The 18,805-nt window shown below is 65.1% G+C and carries 20 protein-coding genes; 10 read left to right on the forward strand and 10 right to left on the reverse strand.

Annotated features, from left to right (window positions below; translation table 11 throughout):
- Positions 1–69: 69 nt before the first annotated feature.
- The 9 genes from aroA to FQK05_RS08415 all read left to right on the forward strand — a co-directional run bounded on the left by aroA (position 70) and on the right by FQK05_RS08415 (position 7,984).
- Entirely contained in the window at positions 70–1,437 is a 1,368-nt protein-coding gene (aroA, locus tag FQK05_RS08375) for a 3-phosphoshikimate 1-carboxyvinyltransferase (RefSeq protein WP_158965602.1), read from the forward strand.
- Complete coding sequence (locus FQK05_RS08380) at positions 1,434–2,051, forward strand: (d)CMP kinase (protein WP_158965604.1); 618 nt, start codon at positions 1,434–1,436, stop codon at positions 2,049–2,051. The genes aroA and FQK05_RS08380 overlap by 4 nt, the downstream gene beginning before the upstream one ends.
- Before the next feature lie 409 nt (positions 2,052–2,460).
- Positions 2,461–4,140 (forward strand): 30S ribosomal protein S1, encoded by a 1,680-nt coding sequence (gene rpsA / locus FQK05_RS08385; RefSeq protein ID WP_158965606.1) that lies wholly within the window; start codon positions 2,461–2,463, stop codon positions 4,138–4,140.
- A 441-nt stretch (positions 4,141–4,581) separates the two neighbouring features.
- Positions 4,582–4,863 carry an integration host factor subunit beta gene (gene ihfB, locus FQK05_RS08390; protein WP_121061407.1) on the forward strand — a complete coding sequence of 94 codons (282 nt, stop codon included), beginning with the start codon at positions 4,582–4,584 and terminating at the stop codon, positions 4,861–4,863.
- A 3-nt stretch (positions 4,864–4,866) separates the two neighbouring features.
- Complete coding sequence (locus FQK05_RS08395) at positions 4,867–5,229, forward strand: lipopolysaccharide assembly protein LapA domain-containing protein (protein WP_158965608.1); 363 nt, start codon at positions 4,867–4,869, stop codon at positions 5,227–5,229.
- Positions 5,226–5,882 carry a phosphoribosylanthranilate isomerase gene (locus FQK05_RS08400; RefSeq protein WP_158965610.1) on the forward strand — a complete coding sequence of 219 codons (657 nt, stop codon included), beginning with the start codon at positions 5,226–5,228 and terminating at the stop codon, positions 5,880–5,882. The genes FQK05_RS08395 and FQK05_RS08400 overlap by 4 nt, the downstream gene beginning before the upstream one ends.
- A 34-nt stretch (positions 5,883–5,916) precedes the next feature.
- Positions 5,917–6,159: an N-(5'-phosphoribosyl)anthranilate isomerase gene (locus FQK05_RS08405; RefSeq protein ID WP_158965612.1), complete on the forward strand. Its 243-nt coding sequence runs from the start codon at positions 5,917–5,919 to the stop codon at positions 6,157–6,159.
- A gap of 116 nt (positions 6,160–6,275) precedes the next feature.
- A complete protein-coding gene (trpB, locus tag FQK05_RS08410; protein ID WP_158965614.1) occupies positions 6,276–7,523 on the forward strand; it encodes a tryptophan synthase subunit beta in 1,248 nt (415 codons plus the stop codon).
- Positions 7,520–7,984 (forward strand): GNAT family N-acetyltransferase, encoded by a 465-nt coding sequence (locus tag FQK05_RS08415; protein ID WP_233270421.1) that lies wholly within the window; start codon positions 7,520–7,522, stop codon positions 7,982–7,984. The genes trpB and FQK05_RS08415 overlap by 4 nt, the downstream gene beginning before the upstream one ends.
- A 20-nt stretch (positions 7,985–8,004) precedes the next feature.
- Here the strand turns inward: FQK05_RS08415 and FQK05_RS08420 are convergent, their stop codons facing one another.
- The 6 genes from FQK05_RS08420 to FQK05_RS08445 form a co-directional block, all read right to left on the reverse strand.
- Entirely contained in the window at positions 8,005–8,331 is a 327-nt protein-coding gene (locus tag FQK05_RS08420) for an antibiotic biosynthesis monooxygenase family protein (protein WP_158965616.1), read from the reverse strand.
- 113 nt (positions 8,332–8,444) lie between these two features.
- Positions 8,445–8,822, reverse strand: a complete 378-nt coding sequence (locus FQK05_RS08425) for a DUF2237 family protein (RefSeq protein WP_158965618.1) — start codon at positions 8,820–8,822, stop codon at positions 8,445–8,447.
- 2 nt (positions 8,823–8,824) lie between these two features.
- Positions 8,825–9,865 carry a DUF2332 domain-containing protein gene (locus FQK05_RS08430; RefSeq protein WP_158965620.1) on the reverse strand — a complete coding sequence of 347 codons (1,041 nt, stop codon included), beginning with the start codon at positions 9,863–9,865 and terminating at the stop codon, positions 8,825–8,827.
- Entirely contained in the window at positions 9,862–10,557 is a 696-nt protein-coding gene (pth, locus tag FQK05_RS08435; RefSeq protein ID WP_158965622.1) for an aminoacyl-tRNA hydrolase, read from the reverse strand. Before pth ends, FQK05_RS08430 begins: the two co-directional genes overlap by 4 nt.
- Before the next feature lie 143 nt (positions 10,558–10,700).
- Positions 10,701–11,321: a 50S ribosomal protein L25/general stress protein Ctc gene (locus FQK05_RS08440; RefSeq protein ID WP_158965625.1), complete on the reverse strand. Its 621-nt coding sequence runs from the start codon at positions 11,319–11,321 to the stop codon at positions 10,701–10,703.
- 111 nt (positions 11,322–11,432) lie between these two features.
- Positions 11,433–12,599, reverse strand: coding sequence for an alpha-hydroxy acid oxidase (locus FQK05_RS08445; RefSeq protein ID WP_158965627.1), 1,167 nt, complete (start codon positions 12,597–12,599; stop codon positions 11,433–11,435).
- Positions 12,600–12,948: 349 nt separating this feature from the next.
- On the opposite strand from FQK05_RS08445, the gene FQK05_RS08450 reads away from it, so the two are divergent.
- Entirely contained in the window at positions 12,949–13,437 is a 489-nt protein-coding gene (locus FQK05_RS08450; protein ID WP_158965629.1) for a MarR family winged helix-turn-helix transcriptional regulator, read from the forward strand.
- A 59-nt stretch (positions 13,438–13,496) separates the two neighbouring features.
- On the opposite strand, the gene FQK05_RS08455 is transcribed toward FQK05_RS08450, so the two are convergent.
- Genes FQK05_RS08455 through FQK05_RS08470 form a run of 4 tightly spaced genes read right to left on the reverse strand, consistent with a single transcriptional unit; the run spans position 13,497 to position 18,789 of the window.
- Complete coding sequence (locus tag FQK05_RS08455; RefSeq protein WP_158965631.1) at positions 13,497–14,276, reverse strand: enoyl-CoA hydratase/isomerase family protein; 780 nt, start codon at positions 14,274–14,276, stop codon at positions 13,497–13,499.
- An 18-nt stretch (positions 14,277–14,294) separates the two neighbouring features.
- On the reverse strand, positions 14,295–15,422 hold the full coding sequence (locus FQK05_RS08460) for a CaiB/BaiF CoA transferase family protein (protein WP_158965633.1): 1,128 nt from the start codon (positions 15,420–15,422) through the stop codon (positions 14,295–14,297).
- Positions 15,419–17,563, reverse strand: a complete 2,145-nt coding sequence (locus FQK05_RS08465; RefSeq protein ID WP_158965635.1) for a 3-hydroxyacyl-CoA dehydrogenase NAD-binding domain-containing protein — start codon at positions 17,561–17,563, stop codon at positions 15,419–15,421. The genes FQK05_RS08460 and FQK05_RS08465 overlap by 4 nt, the downstream gene beginning before the upstream one ends.
- A gap of 17 nt (positions 17,564–17,580) precedes the next feature.
- Positions 17,581–18,789 (reverse strand): acetyl-CoA C-acetyltransferase, encoded by a 1,209-nt coding sequence (locus tag FQK05_RS08470; protein ID WP_158965637.1) that lies wholly within the window; start codon positions 18,787–18,789, stop codon positions 17,581–17,583.
- Positions 18,790–18,805: the final 16 nt, after the last annotated feature.

Genomic DNA, 18,805 nt, shown 5'->3' on the forward strand with positions numbered 1-18,805 from the left:
GGATCTGGACCGACGCGGCCGAATTCGGTAGGCGCGGGGGTTGAAACTGGACCTCGGGGGAGAAGTCACATGTCCGGCCATGGCCAACCGATTGCTATGCGGTCCCGCCCGCGCGGCCCCCTGTCTGGCACCGCCAATGTGCCGGGGGACAAGTCGATTTCGCACCGGGCCCTGATTCTGGGCGCCATGGCGGTGGGCGAGACGAAGATCACCGGCCTTCTGGAAGGCGAAGACGTGCTGGACACGGCCAAGGCCATGCGCGCTTTCGGGGCCGAGGTCTACAGGCACGAGGATGGCAGCTGGTCGGTCCACGGCGTGGGCACGGGCGGTTTCGCCGAACCCTCGCAGGTGATCGACTGCGGCAATTCCGGAACCGGCGTGCGGCTGATCATGGGCGCGATGGCGACCTGCCCGATCGCCGTGACCTTCACCGGCGACGCCAGCCTGGTGAAACGTCCGATGGCGCGGGTGACCGATCCGCTGGCGCTGTTCGGGACGCAGGCCGTGGGCCGGGCGGGCGGACGCCTGCCTATGACCATCGTCGGCGCGGCCGAACCGATCCCGGTGACCTATACCGTCCCCGTGCCGTCGGCACAGGTGAAGTCGGCCGTCCTGCTGGCGGGCCTGAACGCCCCCGGCAAGACCGTGGTGATCGAACGCGAGGCGACACGGGACCATACCGAACGGATGCTGACGGGCTTCGGCGCCGACCTGACGGTCGAGGAAACCGAAGAGGGCCGCGTCATCACCCTGACCGGCCAGCCCGAACTGAAACCGCAGACCATCGTCGTGCCCCGTGATCCGTCCAGCGCGGCCTTCCCGGTCTGCGCGGCGCTGATCGTGCCGGGGTCGGACGTGCTGGTCCCCGGCATCGGCCTGAACCCGACGCGGGCCGGCCTGTTCTATACCCTGCAGGAGATGGGCGCCGATCTGACCTTCGAGAACATGCGCGAAGAGGGGGGCGAACCTGTCGCCGACCTTCATGCCAGGTACTCGCCCGACATGAAGGGGATCGACGTGCCGGCAGACCGGGCGGCCAGCATGATCGACGAATACCCCGTGCTGTCGGTGGTCGCGTCCTTCGCCACTGGCGCGACCCGGTTTCTGGGCGTGGCAGAACTGCGCGTGAAGGAAAGCGACCGGATCCAGGCCATGGTCGACGGGCTGATCGCCTGCGGCGTGGCCGTCGATGCGGGCGACGACTGGATGACCGTGAACGGCGACGGCCCCGGCAGCGTCAAGGGCGGCGCGACCTGTGTCAGCCACCTGGACCACCGGATCGCCATGTCCTTCTTGGTACTTGGGATGGCCGCGCGCGAAGGCGTGGGCGTCGACGATGGCAGCCCCATCGCCACCTCGTTCCCGATCTTCGAGCCGCTGATGCAAAAACTGGGCGGCGACATCGCCCGCGAGACACTGGGCGCCGTTCCGGCATGAGCGGGCCTTTCACGGTTGCCATCGACGGGCCGGCGGCCTCGGGCAAGGGGACCATCGCCCGGGCGGTGGCCGAAAGGTTCGGCTTTGCCCATCTGGATACCGGGCTTCTCTACCGCGCCGTCGGTGCCCGGCTTCTGGACGGAGAGGAGCCGGTGGCAGCCGCCCGCGCGCTGACGCCCAAGGACCTGGACCGCCCGGGCCTGCGCGGCGCCGACGTGGCCCAGGCGGCGTCGAGGGTCGCCGTCATCGCCGAGGTGCGGCAGGCGCTTCTGGATTATCAGCGCGCCTTTGCCCGGCGTGCCGCCGGTGCGGTGCTGGACGGGCGCGACATCGGGACGGTGATCTGCCCCGAGGCGGAGTTGAAGCTTTACGTAACTGCCAGCGCCGAAACCCGCGCTGCACGCCGGTTCAAGGAACTGCAGGCCTCGGGCGGCGATACGACCTATGAAGCGGTACTGGAGGACGTGCGCATCCGCGACGCCCGCGACAGCGACCGGGTCCATGCGCCGATGACCGCTGCGCCGGATGCGATTCACCTCGATACCACCGAGATGAGTATCGAGGATGCGGTGGCGCGCGCCGTAGCCCTGGTCGAGGACCGCCGCGGAGCCTGACCGACGCAGACCGGCACGAAGATGCGCAGGATGGGCCGGAACGGTACTGCTGGCCCGATTCGGGACCGTCGAGGCCCCCTGGGGCGCGGAATATGTGCGGATTCCGCAACGCAGTGTCTTCAAAAAACGAATGAGCGGGTGTATAGTCCGAGTCAGAGTTTCATTCACACACCTCCATAAACTCGACAAGGGGCGGGCGGCACGTGCGGGTTGCACAGCCGCCCGTCCTGCGTTATGAGGCGCCGGTCAACAAGGCGCGAAAAGCCGCAGGATATCGAGCATTTGCAGGGTCGGGAACAACCGGCCCTTCTTGCTTTGCGGCTGACCCGCGGACCAACAAGCCATCAAGACCGGCGGAGACAACCGCTCGGCCAGTTAAATCGAAGAAAAAAGGATACCGAGACCGCTCATGGCTCAAACCAATTCGATGGAGGAATTCGAAGCCCTCCTGAACGAAAGCTTCGAAATCGACACGCCCCAGGAAGGGACCGTTGTCAAAGGCAAGGTCATCTCGATCGAGAACGGCCAGGCCGTCATCGACGTAGGCTACAAGATGGAAGGCCGCGTCGAACTCAAAGAATTCGCAAATCCCGGTGAAGCGCCCGACATCTCGGTCGGCGACGAGGTCGAAGTCTACCTTCGCCAGGTCGAGAACGCGCGCGGCGAGGCTGTCATCAGCCGCGAGATGGCGCGCCGCGAGGCTGCCTGGGATCGTCTGGAAAAGGCTTACGCCGACGATGCACGCGTCGAAGGCGCGATCTTCGGCCGCGTCAAGGGTGGCTTCACCGTCGATCTGGGCGGTGCCGTGGCCTTCCTGCCGGGTTCGCAGGTTGACGTCCGCCCCGTGCGCGATGCCGGCCCGCTGATGGGTCTGAAGCAGCCGTTCCAGATCCTGAAGATGGACCGCCGCCGCGGCAACATCGTGGTTTCGCGCCGTGCGATCCTGGAAGAATCCCGCGCCGAACAGCGCGCCGAGGTCATCGGCAAGCTGCAGGAAGGCGATGCGGTCGACGGTGTCGTCAAGAACATCACCGAATACGGGGCCTTCGTGGACCTGGGCGGTGTCGATGGCCTGCTGCACGTCACCGACATGGCATGGCGCCGTGTGAACCACCCGTCCGAGATCCTGTCGATCGGCGAGACCGTCAAGGTCCAGGTCATCAAGATCAACAAGGAAACCCACCGCATCAGCCTGGGCATGAAGCAGCTGCAGGAAGATCCGTGGGATCTGGTGGCCGCCAAGTACCCGCTGTCGACCGTGCACACGGGCCGCGTGACCAACATCACCGACTACGGCGCATTCGTCGAGCTGGAGCCGGGTGTCGAAGGTCTGGTCCACGTGTCGGAAATGTCCTGGACCAAGAAGAACGTCCATCCGGGCAAGATCGTGTCGACCAGCCAGGAAGTGCAGGTCATGGTGCTCGAGATCGACGGTGCCAAGCGCCGCGTCTCGCTGGGTCTCAAGCAGACCATGCGCAACCCGTGGGAAGTCTTTGCCGAGACTCACCCCGAGGGCACGCAGGTCGAGGGCGAGGTCAAGAACATCACCGAGTTCGGCCTGTTCATCGGTCTCGACGGCGAGATCGACGGCATGGTTCACCTGTCCGACCTGTCCTGGGACGAGCGTGGCGAGGATGCGATTCAGAACTATCGCAAGGGCGACATCGTCCAGGCCGTGGTTTCGGAAGTCGACATCGACAAGGAGCGGATCTCGCTCTCGATCAAGGCGCTGGGCGGCGACAAGTTCGCTGAAGCGGTCGGCGGCGTGCGTCGCGGTTCGATCGTCACCGTCGTCGTGACGGCGATCGAGGACGGTGGCATCGAGGTCGAGTACGAGGGCATGAAGTCCTTCATCCGTCGCTCGGACCTGTCGCGGGATCGTTCGGAACAGCGTCCGGAACGCTTCTCGGTCGGCGACAAGGTCGACGTGCGCGTCACCAATGTCGACTCGAAGACCCGTCGTCTGGGCCTGTCGATCAAGGCACGCGAGATCGCGGAAGAGAAGGAAGCCGTGGAACAGTACGGCTCGTCCGACTCGGGCGCATCGCTGGGCGATATCCTGGGCGCGGCGCTGAAGGGCGACAACTAAGTCCTGACAGCGTTTCGCTGACGCTTCTGCAAGATCCGGCCCCGCAGCCTACACGGTTGCGGGGCCTTTTCTGTTTCAGGCCGCGGCTAGGTCCGCCCGGCCCGCGCCGCCTCCACCCACCCATCCCCGTCGGATGCGGTGCCTGCCCCCGACGCTGTCCAAGCCGGGGGCGGACGGACCCTGTCAGGGGCCGGGGAATCGGGACGGGAAGGTCGGGCCGAATCAGCACCGGCAGACCTGTGGATAACCCGGGATCCGGTGCGGCAGGGGGGTGGGCGTCCTGTCAAAGGCCCTTCCGGGCGTGCCGCATCGGCCACGGCATGGACGCAGTGCCCTGATTTCCGTGATTTTTCCGACAGTTCGTGTTTGAGAAGTGAGGTAACATTCGTATAGTCCCGCACGAGCGCAGCTGGGATTGCTCTGCGAGGGAGGTGAGCGCCGATGATCCGGTCGGAACTGATTGCAAAGATTGCCGAGGAGAATCCTCATCTCTACCAGCGCGACGTCGAGCGCATCGTGAACACCGTCTTCGAAGAGGTGACGGACGCGATGGCGCGGGGCGACCGGGTGGAACTGCGGGGCTTCGGCGCATTTTCGGTTAAGAAGCGCGACGCGCGGATCGGTCGCAATCCAAGAACCGGCGAAACGGTGCATGTGGAAGAGAAGTTCGTGCCCTTCTTCAAGACGGGCAAGCTTCTTCGGGACCGACTGAACGGGAAATAATTCATGCGCTATGTCCGCTATGCCATCCTTGCGATCCTTGCCATTGTCTTCGTGTCGATCGCGATGGCGAACCGAGATCAGGTGACGGTGGAACTGCTGGCGCCCGCGTTCGAGAATGTCGTGGGCCGGAACTGGGAGATCACCCTGCCGCTGTTCCTGGTGATGCTGATCAGCGCCCTGGGCGGGCTGGTCTTCGGTTTCGTCTGGGAATGGATCCGCGAGCACAAGCACCGTCGCGAGGCCGGTCGCCGGCGGCGCGAGGTGAAGCGGCTGGAACGTGAAGTGGGCCGCCTGACCGACGAGAAGCACGCCGGCAAGGACGAGGTGCTGGCGATCCTCGACGAGGCGGATCGCCGCCGGGCATGATGTCCGACATCAGGGTCAAGATCTGCGGGTTGTCCGATGCGGCGACCTTGTTCGCCGCTGTCGATGCCGGCGCGGCCTATGTGGGCTTTGTCTTCTTCCCGAAATCGCCACGCTGCGTGACGCCGGAGCTTGCTGCCGAACTGGCGGCACAGGTGCCGCCGGGCGTGTGCAAGGTGGCGCTGACCGTCAACATGGACCCGGCAGAGCTGGAAGGGCTGGCGGCCCGGGTGCCGCTGGACATGCTGCAGCTTCACGGGTCGGAATCGCCGGAACAGGTGGTCGAGGTTCGCGCGCGAACCGGCCTGCCGGTGATGAAGGCCGTGGGCGTGGCCGAGGCCGCGGACCTGGCGCGGCTGGAAAGCTATTGGCCTGTGGCGGACCAGATCCTGGTCGATGCCAAGCCCCCCAAGGGGGCGGATCTGCCGGGCGGCAACGGGCTGGCCTTCGACTGGCAGCTGCTGGTCAAGCGGCGCTGGCCTGTGCCGTGGATGCTGGCGGGCGGGCTAACGGCCGATAACGTCGCCGAGGCGATCCGGCTGACGGGGGCCAAGCAGGTCGACGTGTCGAGCGGCGTGGAAGGCGCGCCGGGCGTGAAGTCTATCGACAGGATCCGGGCCTTCATCGCATCTGCGCAGGGCGCGGTCGCGCGTTAATCGCCCCTTAACCCTGTTCTGCGACAGCAGGGGCATGGCTTCCATCACTGACATGATGACGGGCGACCGCTGGCTGGCACAGGTCTTCGCCTCGACCGAGGCGCGGAAGGGCGGGATCGTGAAGCGGCAGATCCGGGATGTGGACCGGTTCGTCGGCCGCGAGGAATTCCTGGACGAGGTGCACAGGCGGGGGTTCCAGGTGCTGGAAAACGGCCGGCACTATGTCGTGTTCTGCAACGATTACCCGATACGCCCGCCACGGGCGAAGGGCCTTTGAAAAGGCCCTTCCAAAGCCGCCGAAGGGCGGCTTCCAAGGCGATTTAAATCGCCTTGCGCTTGCCCTTGGGGCGGTGCCCTACTAGACCTTGGGGAACGCGCGGAAGGGCAGAGCACATGGCCAACGATCTTTTCAATTCCTTCATGTCGGGACCCGACGAGAACGGCCGCTTCGGCCTGTTTGGCGGGCGTTTCGTCAGCGAGACGCTGATGCCGCTGATCCTGGACCTGGAAGCGGAATACGAGAAGGCCAAGACCGACCCGACCTTTTGGGCCGAGATGGACTATCTCTGGAAGCACTATGTCGGCCGTCCCAGCCCGCTCTATTTCGCGGAACGCCTGACCGAGCATTTCGGCGGCGCCAAGATCTACATGAAGCGGGACGAGCTGAACCACACCGGCGCGCACAAGATCAACAACGTGCTGGGCCAGATCATCCTGGCCCGCCGCATGGGCAAGACCAGGATCATCGCCGAAACCGGCGCAGGCCAGCACGGCGTGGCGACCGCCACCGTCTGCGCCAAGTTCGGCCTGAAATGCGTGGTCTACATGGGCGCCCACGACGTCCAGCGCCAGTCGCCCAACGTCTTCCGGATGCGCCTTCTGGGGGCCGAGGTGATTCCGGTCACATCGGGCCGCGGGACGCTGAAGGACGCGATGAACGACGCGCTGCGGGACTGGGTGACCAATGTCCACGACACGTTCTACTGCATCGGCACCGTCGCCGGGCCGCACCCCTATCCGGCCATGGTCCGCGACTTCCAGTCGATCATCGGCAAGGAAGCGAAGGAACAGATGGCCGAAGCCGAGGGCCGCCTGCCGGACACGCTGGTCGCCGCCATTGGCGGCGGGTCGAACGCCATGGGCCTTTTCTACCCGTTCCTGGACGACCCGTCGGTCAACATCATCGGCGTCGAGGCCGGCGGTCGCGGCGTCGACGACCGGATGGAACACTGCGCCTCGCTGACCGGCGGGCGTCCGGGGGTGCTGCATGGCAACCGGACCTACCTGCTGCAGGACGATGTGGGGCAGATCCTGGAAGGCTACTCGATCTCGGCTGGTCTGGATTACCCGGGCATCGGGCCGGAGCACGCCTGGCTGCACGACACGGGGCGCGCACAATATGTCTCGATCACCGATGCCGAGGCGCTGGAGGCGTTCCAGCTCTGCACCTCGATGGAAGGGATCATCCCGGCGCTGGAACCCAGCCACGCCCTGGCCCATGTCGCCAAGATCGCGCCCGATCTGCCGAAGGATCACCTGATCTGCATGAACCTGTGCGGACGGGGCGACAAGGACATCTTCACCGTTGCCAAGCACCTTGGCTTCGACATGAGCGACACAGAAGGGCGCGAGGCCAAGTGAGCCTGCGCCTGCGTCTGGCCCGGTCCGACGAGGCGGATACGGTCCGGGCGCTGGCGCGCGTCTCTTACGCCCGTCATGTGCCGAACATCGGTCGCGAACCCGCGCCGATGACGGAAGATTACACCGCCCGGGTCGCCGAGGGCACCGTGCAGGTGCTGGTCGACGGCCCGGAGGAGACGGGCGGGATCCTAGGTTACCTGATCCTTTTCGACGAACCAGATGCCCTGATGCTGGACAATGTCGCCGTGGCCGAACATGCGCAGGGCAGGGGGCTGGGACGCTATCTGGTGGAAGCGGCCGAGGCCGAGGCACGGGCCCGCGGATATGACCTTGTCCGGCTTTACACCAATGCGAAGATGACGGGGAACATCGCGCTCTACACCCATCTGGGCTTCGAGGAGACGGCGCGCGTGACCGAGAAGATGTTCGAGCGCGTCTACATGGAAAAGCGCCTCGGCTGAGGCGCTTTCCCGAGGTTGGATCAGCCTTCGCGGACCACGGTTTCGAACAGTTCGACCTGCGGCGGGCCCATCAGGGCATCCCGGGTGCCGTTGTTGCCGGCGTTCTTGTGGGCGTCGCGGAACTGTTCCGACCTGGTCCAGGCGGTAAAGTCGTCCTTGCTGCCCCAGATGGTGTGGCTGGAATAGAGGGTATAGCCCTCTTCCTCGTTCGCCGCACCCTTCAGCAGACGGAATTCGACAAAGCCGTCCATCTCCTTCAGGCGGCTTTCCCGGCTGGTCCAGATGTTTTCGAAATCGGCTTCCTTGCCGGGTTTCACCTTGAATCGGTTCATGGCGATGAAGGCCATGGCGCGCTCCTTCCTGATTGGGTTCGGGCAGGCTGGCATTCGGCCCGTGACGGGCACCGCGGCTGGCTATCGGGCCTAAGTGACACGTTCAGGGGGCCAAGGGCAACCGCCGATCAGGCCGGCTTGGCGTCGTATTGCTGCAGGATCTCCAGCGGCACGATGTCCAGCGCGCGGGCATGGGTGGCTTGAAGGTGGACCAGCGGCGCACAGCCCTCGTCGTGGGCTTGAAGAAACCGGGCGGCACACAGGCACCAGCTGTCGCCGGGCTTCAGCCCGGCGAAGCGGTATTCCGGCCGGGGCGTCGACAGATCGTTGCCCACATATTTCGAGTAGGCCAGGAATTCGGCTGTCATGACGGCGCACACGGTGTGGCTGCCGGTGTCCTGGTCGCAGGTGTTGCAATGTCCGTCGCGGAAGAAGCCGGTCACCGGATCGGCGGAACAGGACACGAGGGACTGGCCAAGGACGTTCAGGCTGGGGTCCGGGGTCATCGTCATTCTCCTTCCGGGCGGGCCAGCCACTTGATCCAGTGGCCATGAAAATCGACCCGGGCCAGTTCCGTATCGGTATCCCCGGGCCAGAGACGAAGGCCCAGCCGCGCGCTGCCCTTCGTTGCGTCCGCCTCCATCGAGAGCCATGCCAGCGGCGCATCGTCGGTGGCCCGGGCGCCGGCGGCTTCGATCAGGGCGGTGGCCCGCGCGCTGACGTCGGCCGGGAAGTACTGCCAGGCGATGGTGTGATAGATCAGATGGACATGGCCCGGAAAGGTCGAGGCCAGTTGCGTTTCCAGCCAGTCGGCGGCATCGCCCGCCTCGACCTTCGTGTCGATGGCGGCCATGGCGGCCGTCGTCAGTTCTACCCTGTGGGGCTGATCGGCCCACAGATAGGCCTTCATCCGCAAGGCCTGCGCCGGGTCAGTCAGGTCGACCGGCCGCAGGTCCACGGCGGCCTTCCGATCGACACGGATATCCCGGGCGGTGGGGACCGGACCATCCCAGTCCGGCGTCAGGGTCAGGACCGGGTTGGCGGGCCCCAGGCGGGTGTCGCCGGCCTGAAGGGCGTACCGGTCCCAGTTCGTGTTCAGCCCGCCCGAGGCGCCCAGTTCCGAGGTCACGAAGGGCAGGGGATGGCGCGCGGCCACCCAGTGCGCCCCGGCGATCAGGGCCGCGCTGCGACGTACCTCGTTCGTCTGGGGCGGGCTTTTCATCCATTCGGTGAAAAAGTCCCGGTGCCGGTCCATGGCGGCAATTGCCTGCGGGATCAGCGTTGCGGCCACCACCTCGTTCGGCGGATACTGCGCGGCCAGCGCGTCGTCCTGCCCTGTCAGCACCAGCGCATGAAGGCCACCGGCCACCCGCAGCGGCAGAGAGTGGCCGTTGGGTCCGGTGTCGCCGTCGAAGCCGCGGCAGATCCTGTCGATATGGGATCCCTCGGGCCAGTTGTCGGCCAGCCCCTCCAGCAGGATGCCCATGAAGGGCGACCCCAGCCCGGTACAGGCCCGGGCCTGGCCGCGGAAATCGTCAAGCAAGCTCATTTGAACCGGTCCATTAATCGTTCAAGGGGGGATCGTGTGTCGGGTGCGGGCTCTGCCGGTTTCGGGGCGGGCCTTTCCGTCGCCGGCTTCGGTGCGTCGTCCTTCGCGGTCTTCGACGACCGCGGCGGCGCGGTCCGTTGCGACACCGCGTTCATGAAGCGCCCGGCATCGCCATTGGCCAGGTGCGCGGCCCCGTCCGAGACGCCGCGCATCAGGTCGTCCAGCCAGTCCTCGTCCGCCTTGGCGAAATCGTGCAGGACATAGCCCGCGACCAGTTCCTTGCGCCCCGGATGGCCGATGCCCAGGCGGACCCGGTGATAGGCCTCGCCGATATGGGAATGGATCGAGCGCAGGCCGTTGTGACCCGCATGGCCGCCGCCGGTCTTCACCTTCAGGCGGCCGGGGGCCAGATCCAGTTCGTCGTGAAAGACGGTCACTTCGTCCGGTTCCAGCTTGTAGAACCGCATCGCCTCGCCCACCGACTGGCCGGAGAGGTTCATGAAGGTCTCCGGCTTCAGCAGGATGACCCGGTCGCCCCCCAGCCTTCCTTCGCTGACCTGGCCCTGGAACTTGGAGCGCCATGGCGCAAAGCCGTGGTCGGCGGCAATCCGGTCCAGGACCATGAAGCCGATATTGTGCCGGTTTTGTGCGTATTTCGCCCCGGGATTGCCGAGACCGACGAAAAGCTGCATGGCGCGCCCCCTGAACGTTCGGGTTCAGCGCCCGTCTTGCCCGGTTCTCGCGGGAAAATCCAGCCCGGGGCCCGCAACGAAAAACGGGGCCCGATGGGCCCCGCTTCATCGTTCGATGTATCGTCCGACGGACGGAAAGCCGATTATTCCTCGGCTTCGCCTTCGTCTTCCTCGGCGGCATCGGCCGACCGCAGGCCCGAGGGCGCCGCGATGTTGGCGATGACGAAGTCGCGGTCGATGGTCGGCTTGGTGCCGTCCGGCAGCGTGATCGACGAGATCGTGATCGTGTCGCCGATGGTCAGGCCCGACAGGTCCACCGTCAGGTGATCCGGGATCTCGCTGGCGGTGACGACCAGTTCGACTTCGGGACGGACCACGGTCAGCACGCCGCCGCGCTTCAGGCCGGGGCAGGCTTCGTGGTTGATGAACTCGACCGGGATGAAGAGGTTGATCTTCGTCGTGCGGCGCAGGCGCAGCAGGTCGAGGTGCGTCGGCAGGTCCTTGACGACGTCGCGCTGCACGTCGCGGCAGATGACGCGGACGTCTTCGTGACCTTCAACCTTCAGGTTGAACAGCGTTGCCTTGAACCGGCCGGCCTTCAGCTTGTGCAGAAGGACGTTGAACGGAATCTGGATCGGCAGCGGATCTTTGTCGCCACCGTAGACAACCCCGGGAACCATGCCATCGCGGCGTGCCTGACGAGCGGCGCCCTTGCCTGTCCCCGTGCGTTCCTGGGCTTCGAGATCGGGAATCTCATTGGCCATGTTGATATCTCCTGGTAGGGGCGGGCATCCTCCAAGGCTGTATGCCCGCATGAAGGCCGCCCCTTAGGCGATTCCGCGCCAAAAGGAAAGGGCCTTCGGTCCCTGCCCGGGTCATGGCTGCCAGTTGCCTTCGAAATCGGCCGGGACCAGAAGGTTGTGCCGCCCCAGGTCGTTGACCGAGGTTTCGCCGCACAGCGCCATGGACGTGTCCAGCTCCTTGTGGATCACGTTCAGCGCGGCGGTCACGCCTTCCTGGCCCATGGCGCCCAGACCATAGATGAAGGACCGCCCGATAAAGGTGCCCTTCGCGCCCAGGGCCATGGCTTTCAGCACGTCCTGACCCGACCGGATACCACTGTCCAGGTGCACCTCGACCCTGTCGCCGACGGCGTCCACGATCGATGGCAGCATCCGGATCGAACTTAGCGCGCCGTCCAACTGGCGGCCGCCGTGGTTCGACACGACGATGGCATCGGCGCCTGCATCGGCGGCCATCTTCGCATCTTCCGGGTCCAGGATGCCCTTCAGGATCACCTTGCCGCCCCACTGGTCCATCAGCCGCTTGACCTTGTCCCAGTCCAGCGTCGGGTCGAACTGTTCCGCCGTCCATGCGCCCAGCATCCGCGTGTCGGAAATGCCGTCCACGTGACCCACGATGTTGCCGAAATTGCGCCGCTTGGCGCCCAGCATCCCGATGCCCCAGCGCCACTTGGTCGCCAGGTTGGCGATGGTCCTGGGCGTCATCTTGGGCGGGGCGGACAGGCCGTTCTTCAGGTCCTTGTGCCGCTGGCCCAGGATCTGCAGGTCCAGCGTGATCACCAGCGCCGAACAGCCGGCCGCTTTCGCCCGTCCGATCAGGCGCGCCGTATAGTCGGTGTCCTTCATGGTATAAAGCTGGAACCAGAACGGCCGCGACGTCGCCTCGGCCACGTCCTCGATCGAGTTGATGGACATCGTCGACAGCGTGAAGGGCACACCGAAGGCCTCGGCCGCGCGGGCGGCCTTGATCTCGCCATCCGCGCATTGCATGCCGGTCAGCCCGACCGGGGCCAGGGCCACCGGCATTGCCACGTCCTGTCCGATCATCTGCGTTTTCGTGGTTCGACCAGACATGTCGACGGCCACACGCTGCCGCAACCTAATCTTTTCGAAGTCAGTGGTGTTTTCACGGAAAGTCTGCTCGGTCCAGCTGCCGCTTTCCGCGTAGTCAAAGAACATGCGCGGGGCGCGCCGTTCATGGATCCGTTTCAGATCCTCGATACAGGTAATGACCGGCATGATGCGCGTCCTCCAACCGTCCCCCGCTGCTGCAGGTAAGCTAGCCTTATCAATGCGTCACGGGCTTCTCAACCGCTCCGACGTCCTCTGCATAAGATCCGACGCAGAATAAATTGGTTCTATTTCGAATATCTATGCTGATGGTATTTTCTAGTTCTTTTTCGAAATTGATATTACTCTGAAGATACAATGTGCACTTTGGATATTCCAACGGCGCTATACAGTTTCTGATAAACAATTTAATCGGTATGTATAAACTGAACTTTCAATTGCAGATGGCGTCGCGGTATGGTCGAGTTCCACGGAACGGCCGTACGATGAACGCAGGGAGACGTTTGCGAAAACGACTATGAATAGTGATGACCCCTCAAGACTTCTGGACCTTTTCAACGAGATCTCGGTGATCGAGCAGCTGGGGCGTATCCTGGTGGATGCCCGGTTGCCGGCGGACCTGATAGGGCCCCAGTTCCGAGTTCTGGACTATCTGGTTCGGGTTGCCGACGGTCGTACGCCAGTCGAGTTGGCGCGTGCGTTCCAGGTGCCCAAGACGACGTTGACCCACACGCTGTCGCGGCTGGACCGGCAGGGGCTTGTACGCACCCTGCCGAACCCGAACGACCGTCGGTCAAAGTGCATATGGACCACGGAAAAAGGACGTGCGGCCCGGGCCCAGGTGGCGGCGGAACTGTCGTCGGACCTGGAAAAGCTTGCACAGACTTTCGGGGCCGAGCGGATGTCCAATCTGCTGACCCAGCTGAAGGCCATGCGCGATATCCTGGTGGAATCGCGCACGGCGGAATTGCCCCGCGACAGCCAGTTTGCCATCGCCGACGACTAGGCGAAGACCGGGCGCCGCAGCGCCCGGACTGGCCAGCCCACGATTGCGGAATCCGACCCTTAGCTTCCGGTGAATTTGGGCGACCGCTTTTCCAGGAAGGCGGCGACACCTTCCTTGAAGTCGGCCGACTTCGCCAGCTGGGTCTGTTCCAGGCCTTCCGCCATGATCGCGTCGCCGAAGCTCATCCCGTCCATCTGGCGCAGCAGCCGCTTTACCGCGCTGGCGGCCATCGGTGCGCCGCCGGCAAGCTTGGCCGCCAGGGCGCGCGTTTCGCGGCCCAGTTCGTTCATCGGATGCGTGCTGTTCGCCAGCCCCAGGCGCAGCGCCTCGGCCGCCGGGATCTTGCGACCTTCCAGGATGGTCTGCATGGCCCGGTGATAGCCCAGCCCTTTCAGTAGCAGCCAGCAATTGCCGCCGTCGGGGACCAGCCCGATGGCTGCGAAGGCCATGTAGATCGACGCGTCTTCCGACATGGTGACCAGATCGCAGTTCATGGCGAGCGCGGCCCCGATACCCGCGGCCGAACCGTGGACCTGCGCGATCCAGATCTTCGACGAATTCGCGATCCCGGTCAGGATCGGGCGGTATTCCTCCTCGATCATCTGGTGGGTAGGCTGGTTCAGCCCCGCGGTTTCCGTCAGGTCGGCCCCGGCACAGAATCCGCGGCCTTCGCCTTTCAGGATCACGACGCGGATGTCGGATTTGACCTCAAGCTCGCTGATCGCGGTGCGCAACTGGCGGCGCAGCGAGCCGTTCAGGGCGTTGTACGATTCCGGACGGTTCATGGTCACGGTCGCGACGTGGCCGTCGCGTTCGATCAGCACGGAAGTTTCGGCCATCTTGTCTCCTCCTCGGGATCAGGTCAGCGCGCCGGCAGCACGAAACCGGGCAATGGTGTCGTCATCGCAACCGGCGGCCCGAAGGACCTCTTCCGTGTCGCTGCCGGGTGCGTGGGGCGGTTCCGGCATCGTGGCCGGCGTGCGGTCGAACCGCGGCGCCGGGGCTGCCTGCATGACATCGCCTATCTTCGTAAAGATTCCCCTCGCAGCCATGTGCGGATGGGTTGCCGCCTCGGACCACGTCAGGACAGGTGCCACGCAGCCGTCGGTTCCGTCGAAGATCGCGGCCCATTCGTCCCGGGTCTTCGTCTTGAAGACGGCCGCGTACTCCTCGCGCCGGGGCGCCCAGGTGGCGGTGTCGTTCTGGTCGGCCCTGTGTTCGGCCGGCAGGCCCGCCTTTTCCACCAGCACCGCGAAGAACTGCGGCTCCAGCGGTCCGACCGAGATGAACTTGCCGTCGGCGCATTCATAGGTCCGGTAATAGGGCGCGCCGCCGTCCAGCCAGTTCGATTCGCGCTGTTCGGTCCAGTGCCCTTGCGCGATCATCGAATGGATCAGGGCCATCAGGGCGGAAGCCCCGTCGACCATGGCCGCATCCACGACCTGTCCCTTGCCGGAGGTCTGGCGTTCCCAGAGGGCCGCGAAGATGCCGAACAGCAGGAACATCGTGCCCCCGGCATAATCCGCGCCGATGTTCAGCGGCGGCGTCGGCACGTCATTTGCCTTGCCGATGGCGTTCACGAAGCCGGTCAGACCCAGATAGTTGAGGTCGTGACCCGCCATCTGGGCCATGGGGCCGGTCTGGCCCCAGCCCGTCATGCGGCCATAGACGACACCGGGCGCACGGGCGTGCACCTCGGCCGGGCCCAGGCCCATGCGTTCCATCACGCCCGGACGGAAGCCCTCGATCAGGACATCGGCCTTTTCGATCAGGGCGAAGGCGGCCTGGATCCCTTCGGGGGTCTTCAGGTTCAACGCCGCGGACTTCTTGCCGCGGTCGTTGATCTGGGTCGGATCGGCGGCGCCGGATTTCCGCGTGATCAGGATCACCTCGGCGCCCAGGTCCGCAAGGAATTGCCCTGCCAGGGGGGCAGGGCCTATCCCGGCCATCTCCACGACCCGAAGGCCGTTCAGGGGTCCGCTCATGCAGCTTTCGCCTTTTCGTTGCGAAGTTTATCAAGCGCCGCGGCCGATACCGTGAACCGTTCGCCATAGGCGTCTGCCAGTTCCTTGGCCCGCGCCGCGAAGGCGTCGATGCCGATGCCGCGGATGAACTGGATCGCACCGCCGGTGTGGGCGGGGAAACCGATGGCGAAGATGCCGCCAAGGTTGGCTTCCACTTCCGTCCGCAGCACGCCTTCGTCCAGACAACGCAGCGTCTCGATCGCTTGCCGGTACAGGATCCGGTCGACCGCATCCTCAAGCGAGACCTGGGCATTGCCTTCCGCGAATTGCGACAGACCCGGCCACAGCGATTTCGACCCGTCGGCGGCATAGTCGTAGAAGCCGCCGCCATAGTGGCGCCCGCCGCGACCCTGTTCCAGCATCGCGTCGACGATCTTGGCCGAGGCAGTGTTGAACTTGCCGAAGTCCGACGTGACGCCCAGACGCTTGTCCAGCGCCTCGTGCGTCTTGCGGACCTTCTGCGACAGGACCAGCGACACCTCGTCATGGACCGCCAGCGGCCCCACCGGCATGCCGGCCAGCCATGCGGCCCGTTCGATGGCCACGGGTGCCATGCCGTCGACCAGCAGCGCCTCGCCTTCGTCCATGAAGGTTCCGAAGACACGGCTGGTGAAGAAGCCGCGGCTGTCGTTCACGACGATGGGCATGTAGCCGATCTGCTGGACGTAATCGTAGGCTTTGCGAAGCGTCTGTTCCGACGTCTTCTCGCCCATGATGATCTCGACCACCTTCATCTTGTCGACGGGCGAGAAGAAGTGGAGGCCGATGAAACGCGTGGGATCCGGGCAGAACTCGGCCAGGACCGAAATCGGCAGGGTCGAGGTGTTGGAGCCGTAGATCCCCGTGTCCGACAGCTGGCCGAAGGTGGCGCCGATGACCTTTTCCTTCAGGTCGACGTCTTCGAACACGGCTTCGATGATGATGTCGGTGCCGGCATAGGCCGCGTCGTCGGTGGCGGGCGTGATCAGCGACAGCAGCGCGTCCTTCTTGGCGTCGTCCATGCGGCCGCGCTTGATCAGCTTGTCCGCCAGTCCGGCCGAATAGGATTTGCCCTTCTCGGCCTTCTCCATCTCCGTGTCCTTGAGGACGGTGGGCAGCTTGGCCTGTGCATGGGCCCAGGCGATGCCCGATCCCATCATGCCGGCGCCCAGAATGGCGGCCGATCCGGCCTTCCACTTGTCGCCTTCGGGGCGGACCTTGCCACCCTTGATCGCCTGCGTGCCGAAGAAGAAGGTGCTGATCGACGCCTTGCATTCCGGCGTGGGGATCAGGGCCGCCAGCCCGCGGCTTTCCACGCGCAGCGCGCTTTCAAAGCCCATGCGCATCGAATTGACGGCAATATCCAGGATCTTTTCCGGCGCCGGCAGCAAGCCCCGGGTCTTCTGGAACAGCATCGCGGACGAGGCCTGGATGATCTGCCGGTTCTTCGGCGCGGTCGTGTCGCCGCCCGGATACCGGAAACCCTTCTGGTCCCACGGCTGGGTATGCGCGTCGGGGTTTGCCTTGATCCAGGCCTTGGCGGCGGGAACCAGGTCGTCGACCGTTTCGACGATCTCGTCCACCATGCCGATCTTCAGCGCGGCCTCGGGTTTGACCTGCTTGCCTTCCAGGAGGAAGGGCAGGGCCTTTTCCAGACCCAGAAGCGCGGTCAGGCGGACCACGCCGCCGGCGCCGGGCAGCAGGCCCAGCGTCACCTCGGGCAGACCCACCACGGCCCGCGGGTCATTGACCACGATGCGATGGTTGCAGGCCAGGCACATCTCGTAGCCGCCGCCCAGGGCCGCGCCGTTGATGGCGGCAACGATGGGAACGGGCAGCTTCTCCATCTCGCGATAGGGGGCCTTGTTCGCTTCCAGATAGTCGAAGATCTTCGGATCGGCTTCCATGCCCAGCAGCAGGTGCAGGTCGCCGCCGGCAAAGAAGGTCTTCTTGGCCGAGGTGAAGATCACGCCGGTCAGGCCGTCCTCGGCCTTCAGCTTCGCCAGTACCTCGTTCATGCCGGGCACATAGCGTTCGTTCATCGTGTTGGCGCCCTGGCCCTGCATGTCCATCGTGATGGTGACGATGCCGTCGGCGTCTTTTTCGTAGTTGAAATCGCTCATTGTCTTTTCCCCCCGGTTCAGACGCGTTCGATGATGGACGCGATGCCCATGCCGCCGCCCACGCACATGCAGATCAGCGCGCGCTTCAGATTCCGGCGTTCCAGTTCGTCCAGCATGGTCGACACAAGCGCACCGCCCGTGGCACCCAGCGGGTGGCCCATGGCGATGGCGCCGCCGACGACGTTCAGTTTCTCGTCCGGGACATTCAGGTCCTTCTGCAGGCGCAGCGCAACCGATGCGAAGGCCTCGTTGATTTCCACCAGATCGATGTCGTCGATGGTCAGCCCGGCCTTGGCCAGTGCCTTTTCCGATGCCGGTCCGGGGCCGGTCAGCATGATCGTGGGATCGGTCGCCGTCAGCGCGATGGACACGACGCGGCCGCGGGGCGTCAGGCCCAGATCCTTGCCGACCTTTTCGTTGCCCAGCATGATCAGCGAGGCGCCGTCGACGATGCCCGACGAATTGCCGGGCGTGTGGACGTGGTTGATACGCTCTACCTCCGGGTACTTGGCCAGCGCCACGGCGTCGAAACCGATGGATCCGGGAAGCGCGAAGGACGGCTTCAGCGCGCCCAGCTTCTGCATGTCGGTGTCGGGCTTGATGAAGTCGTCCCGCTCCAGGATCACGACACCGTTTTCGTCCCGGACCGCCACGACCGACCGGTCGAACCAGCCGCTGTCACGGGCGTGCGCGGCCTTCTTCTGGCTGTTCAGTGCGAATTCGTCGACATCGTCGCGGGACCAGCCCTCGATCGTGGCGATCAGGTCGGCGCCGATGCCCTGCGGCACGAAGCCGGTCTGGATCGCGGTGCCGGGATCTTCGGCGAAGGGGCCGCCGTCGGCGCCCATCGGCACACGCGACATGGATTCGTAGCCGCCGGCGCAGACCAGGTCTTCCCAGCCCGACGCGATCTTGGCGGCCGCGGTGTTAAAGGTGTCGAGGCCGCTTGCACAGAACCGGTTGACCTGCGCGCCCGCGACCTTCTGGTCCCAGCCGGCCTTCTGCAGCGCGATCTTGGGCAGCACCGAGCCCTGTTCCATCACCGGCGCCACGCAGCCCAGCATCACGTCGTCGACGCGGGACGTGTCCAGGTCATGGCGTCCCTGCATTTCGGTCAGGAGCGTGGTGACGAGGTCGATGGGCTTCACCTCGTTCAGGGAACCGTCCGCCTTGCCCTTGGAACGGGGGGTGCGGATGGCATCGTAGATATAGGCAGCTTCCGTCATTTGGATCTCCTCCAGA

The sequence above is a fragment of the Chachezhania sediminis genome (genome assembly GCF_009765275.1).
In the GTDB taxonomy this organism is placed as follows: Bacteria; Pseudomonadota; Alphaproteobacteria; order Rhodobacterales; family Rhodobacteraceae; genus Chachezhania; species Chachezhania sediminis.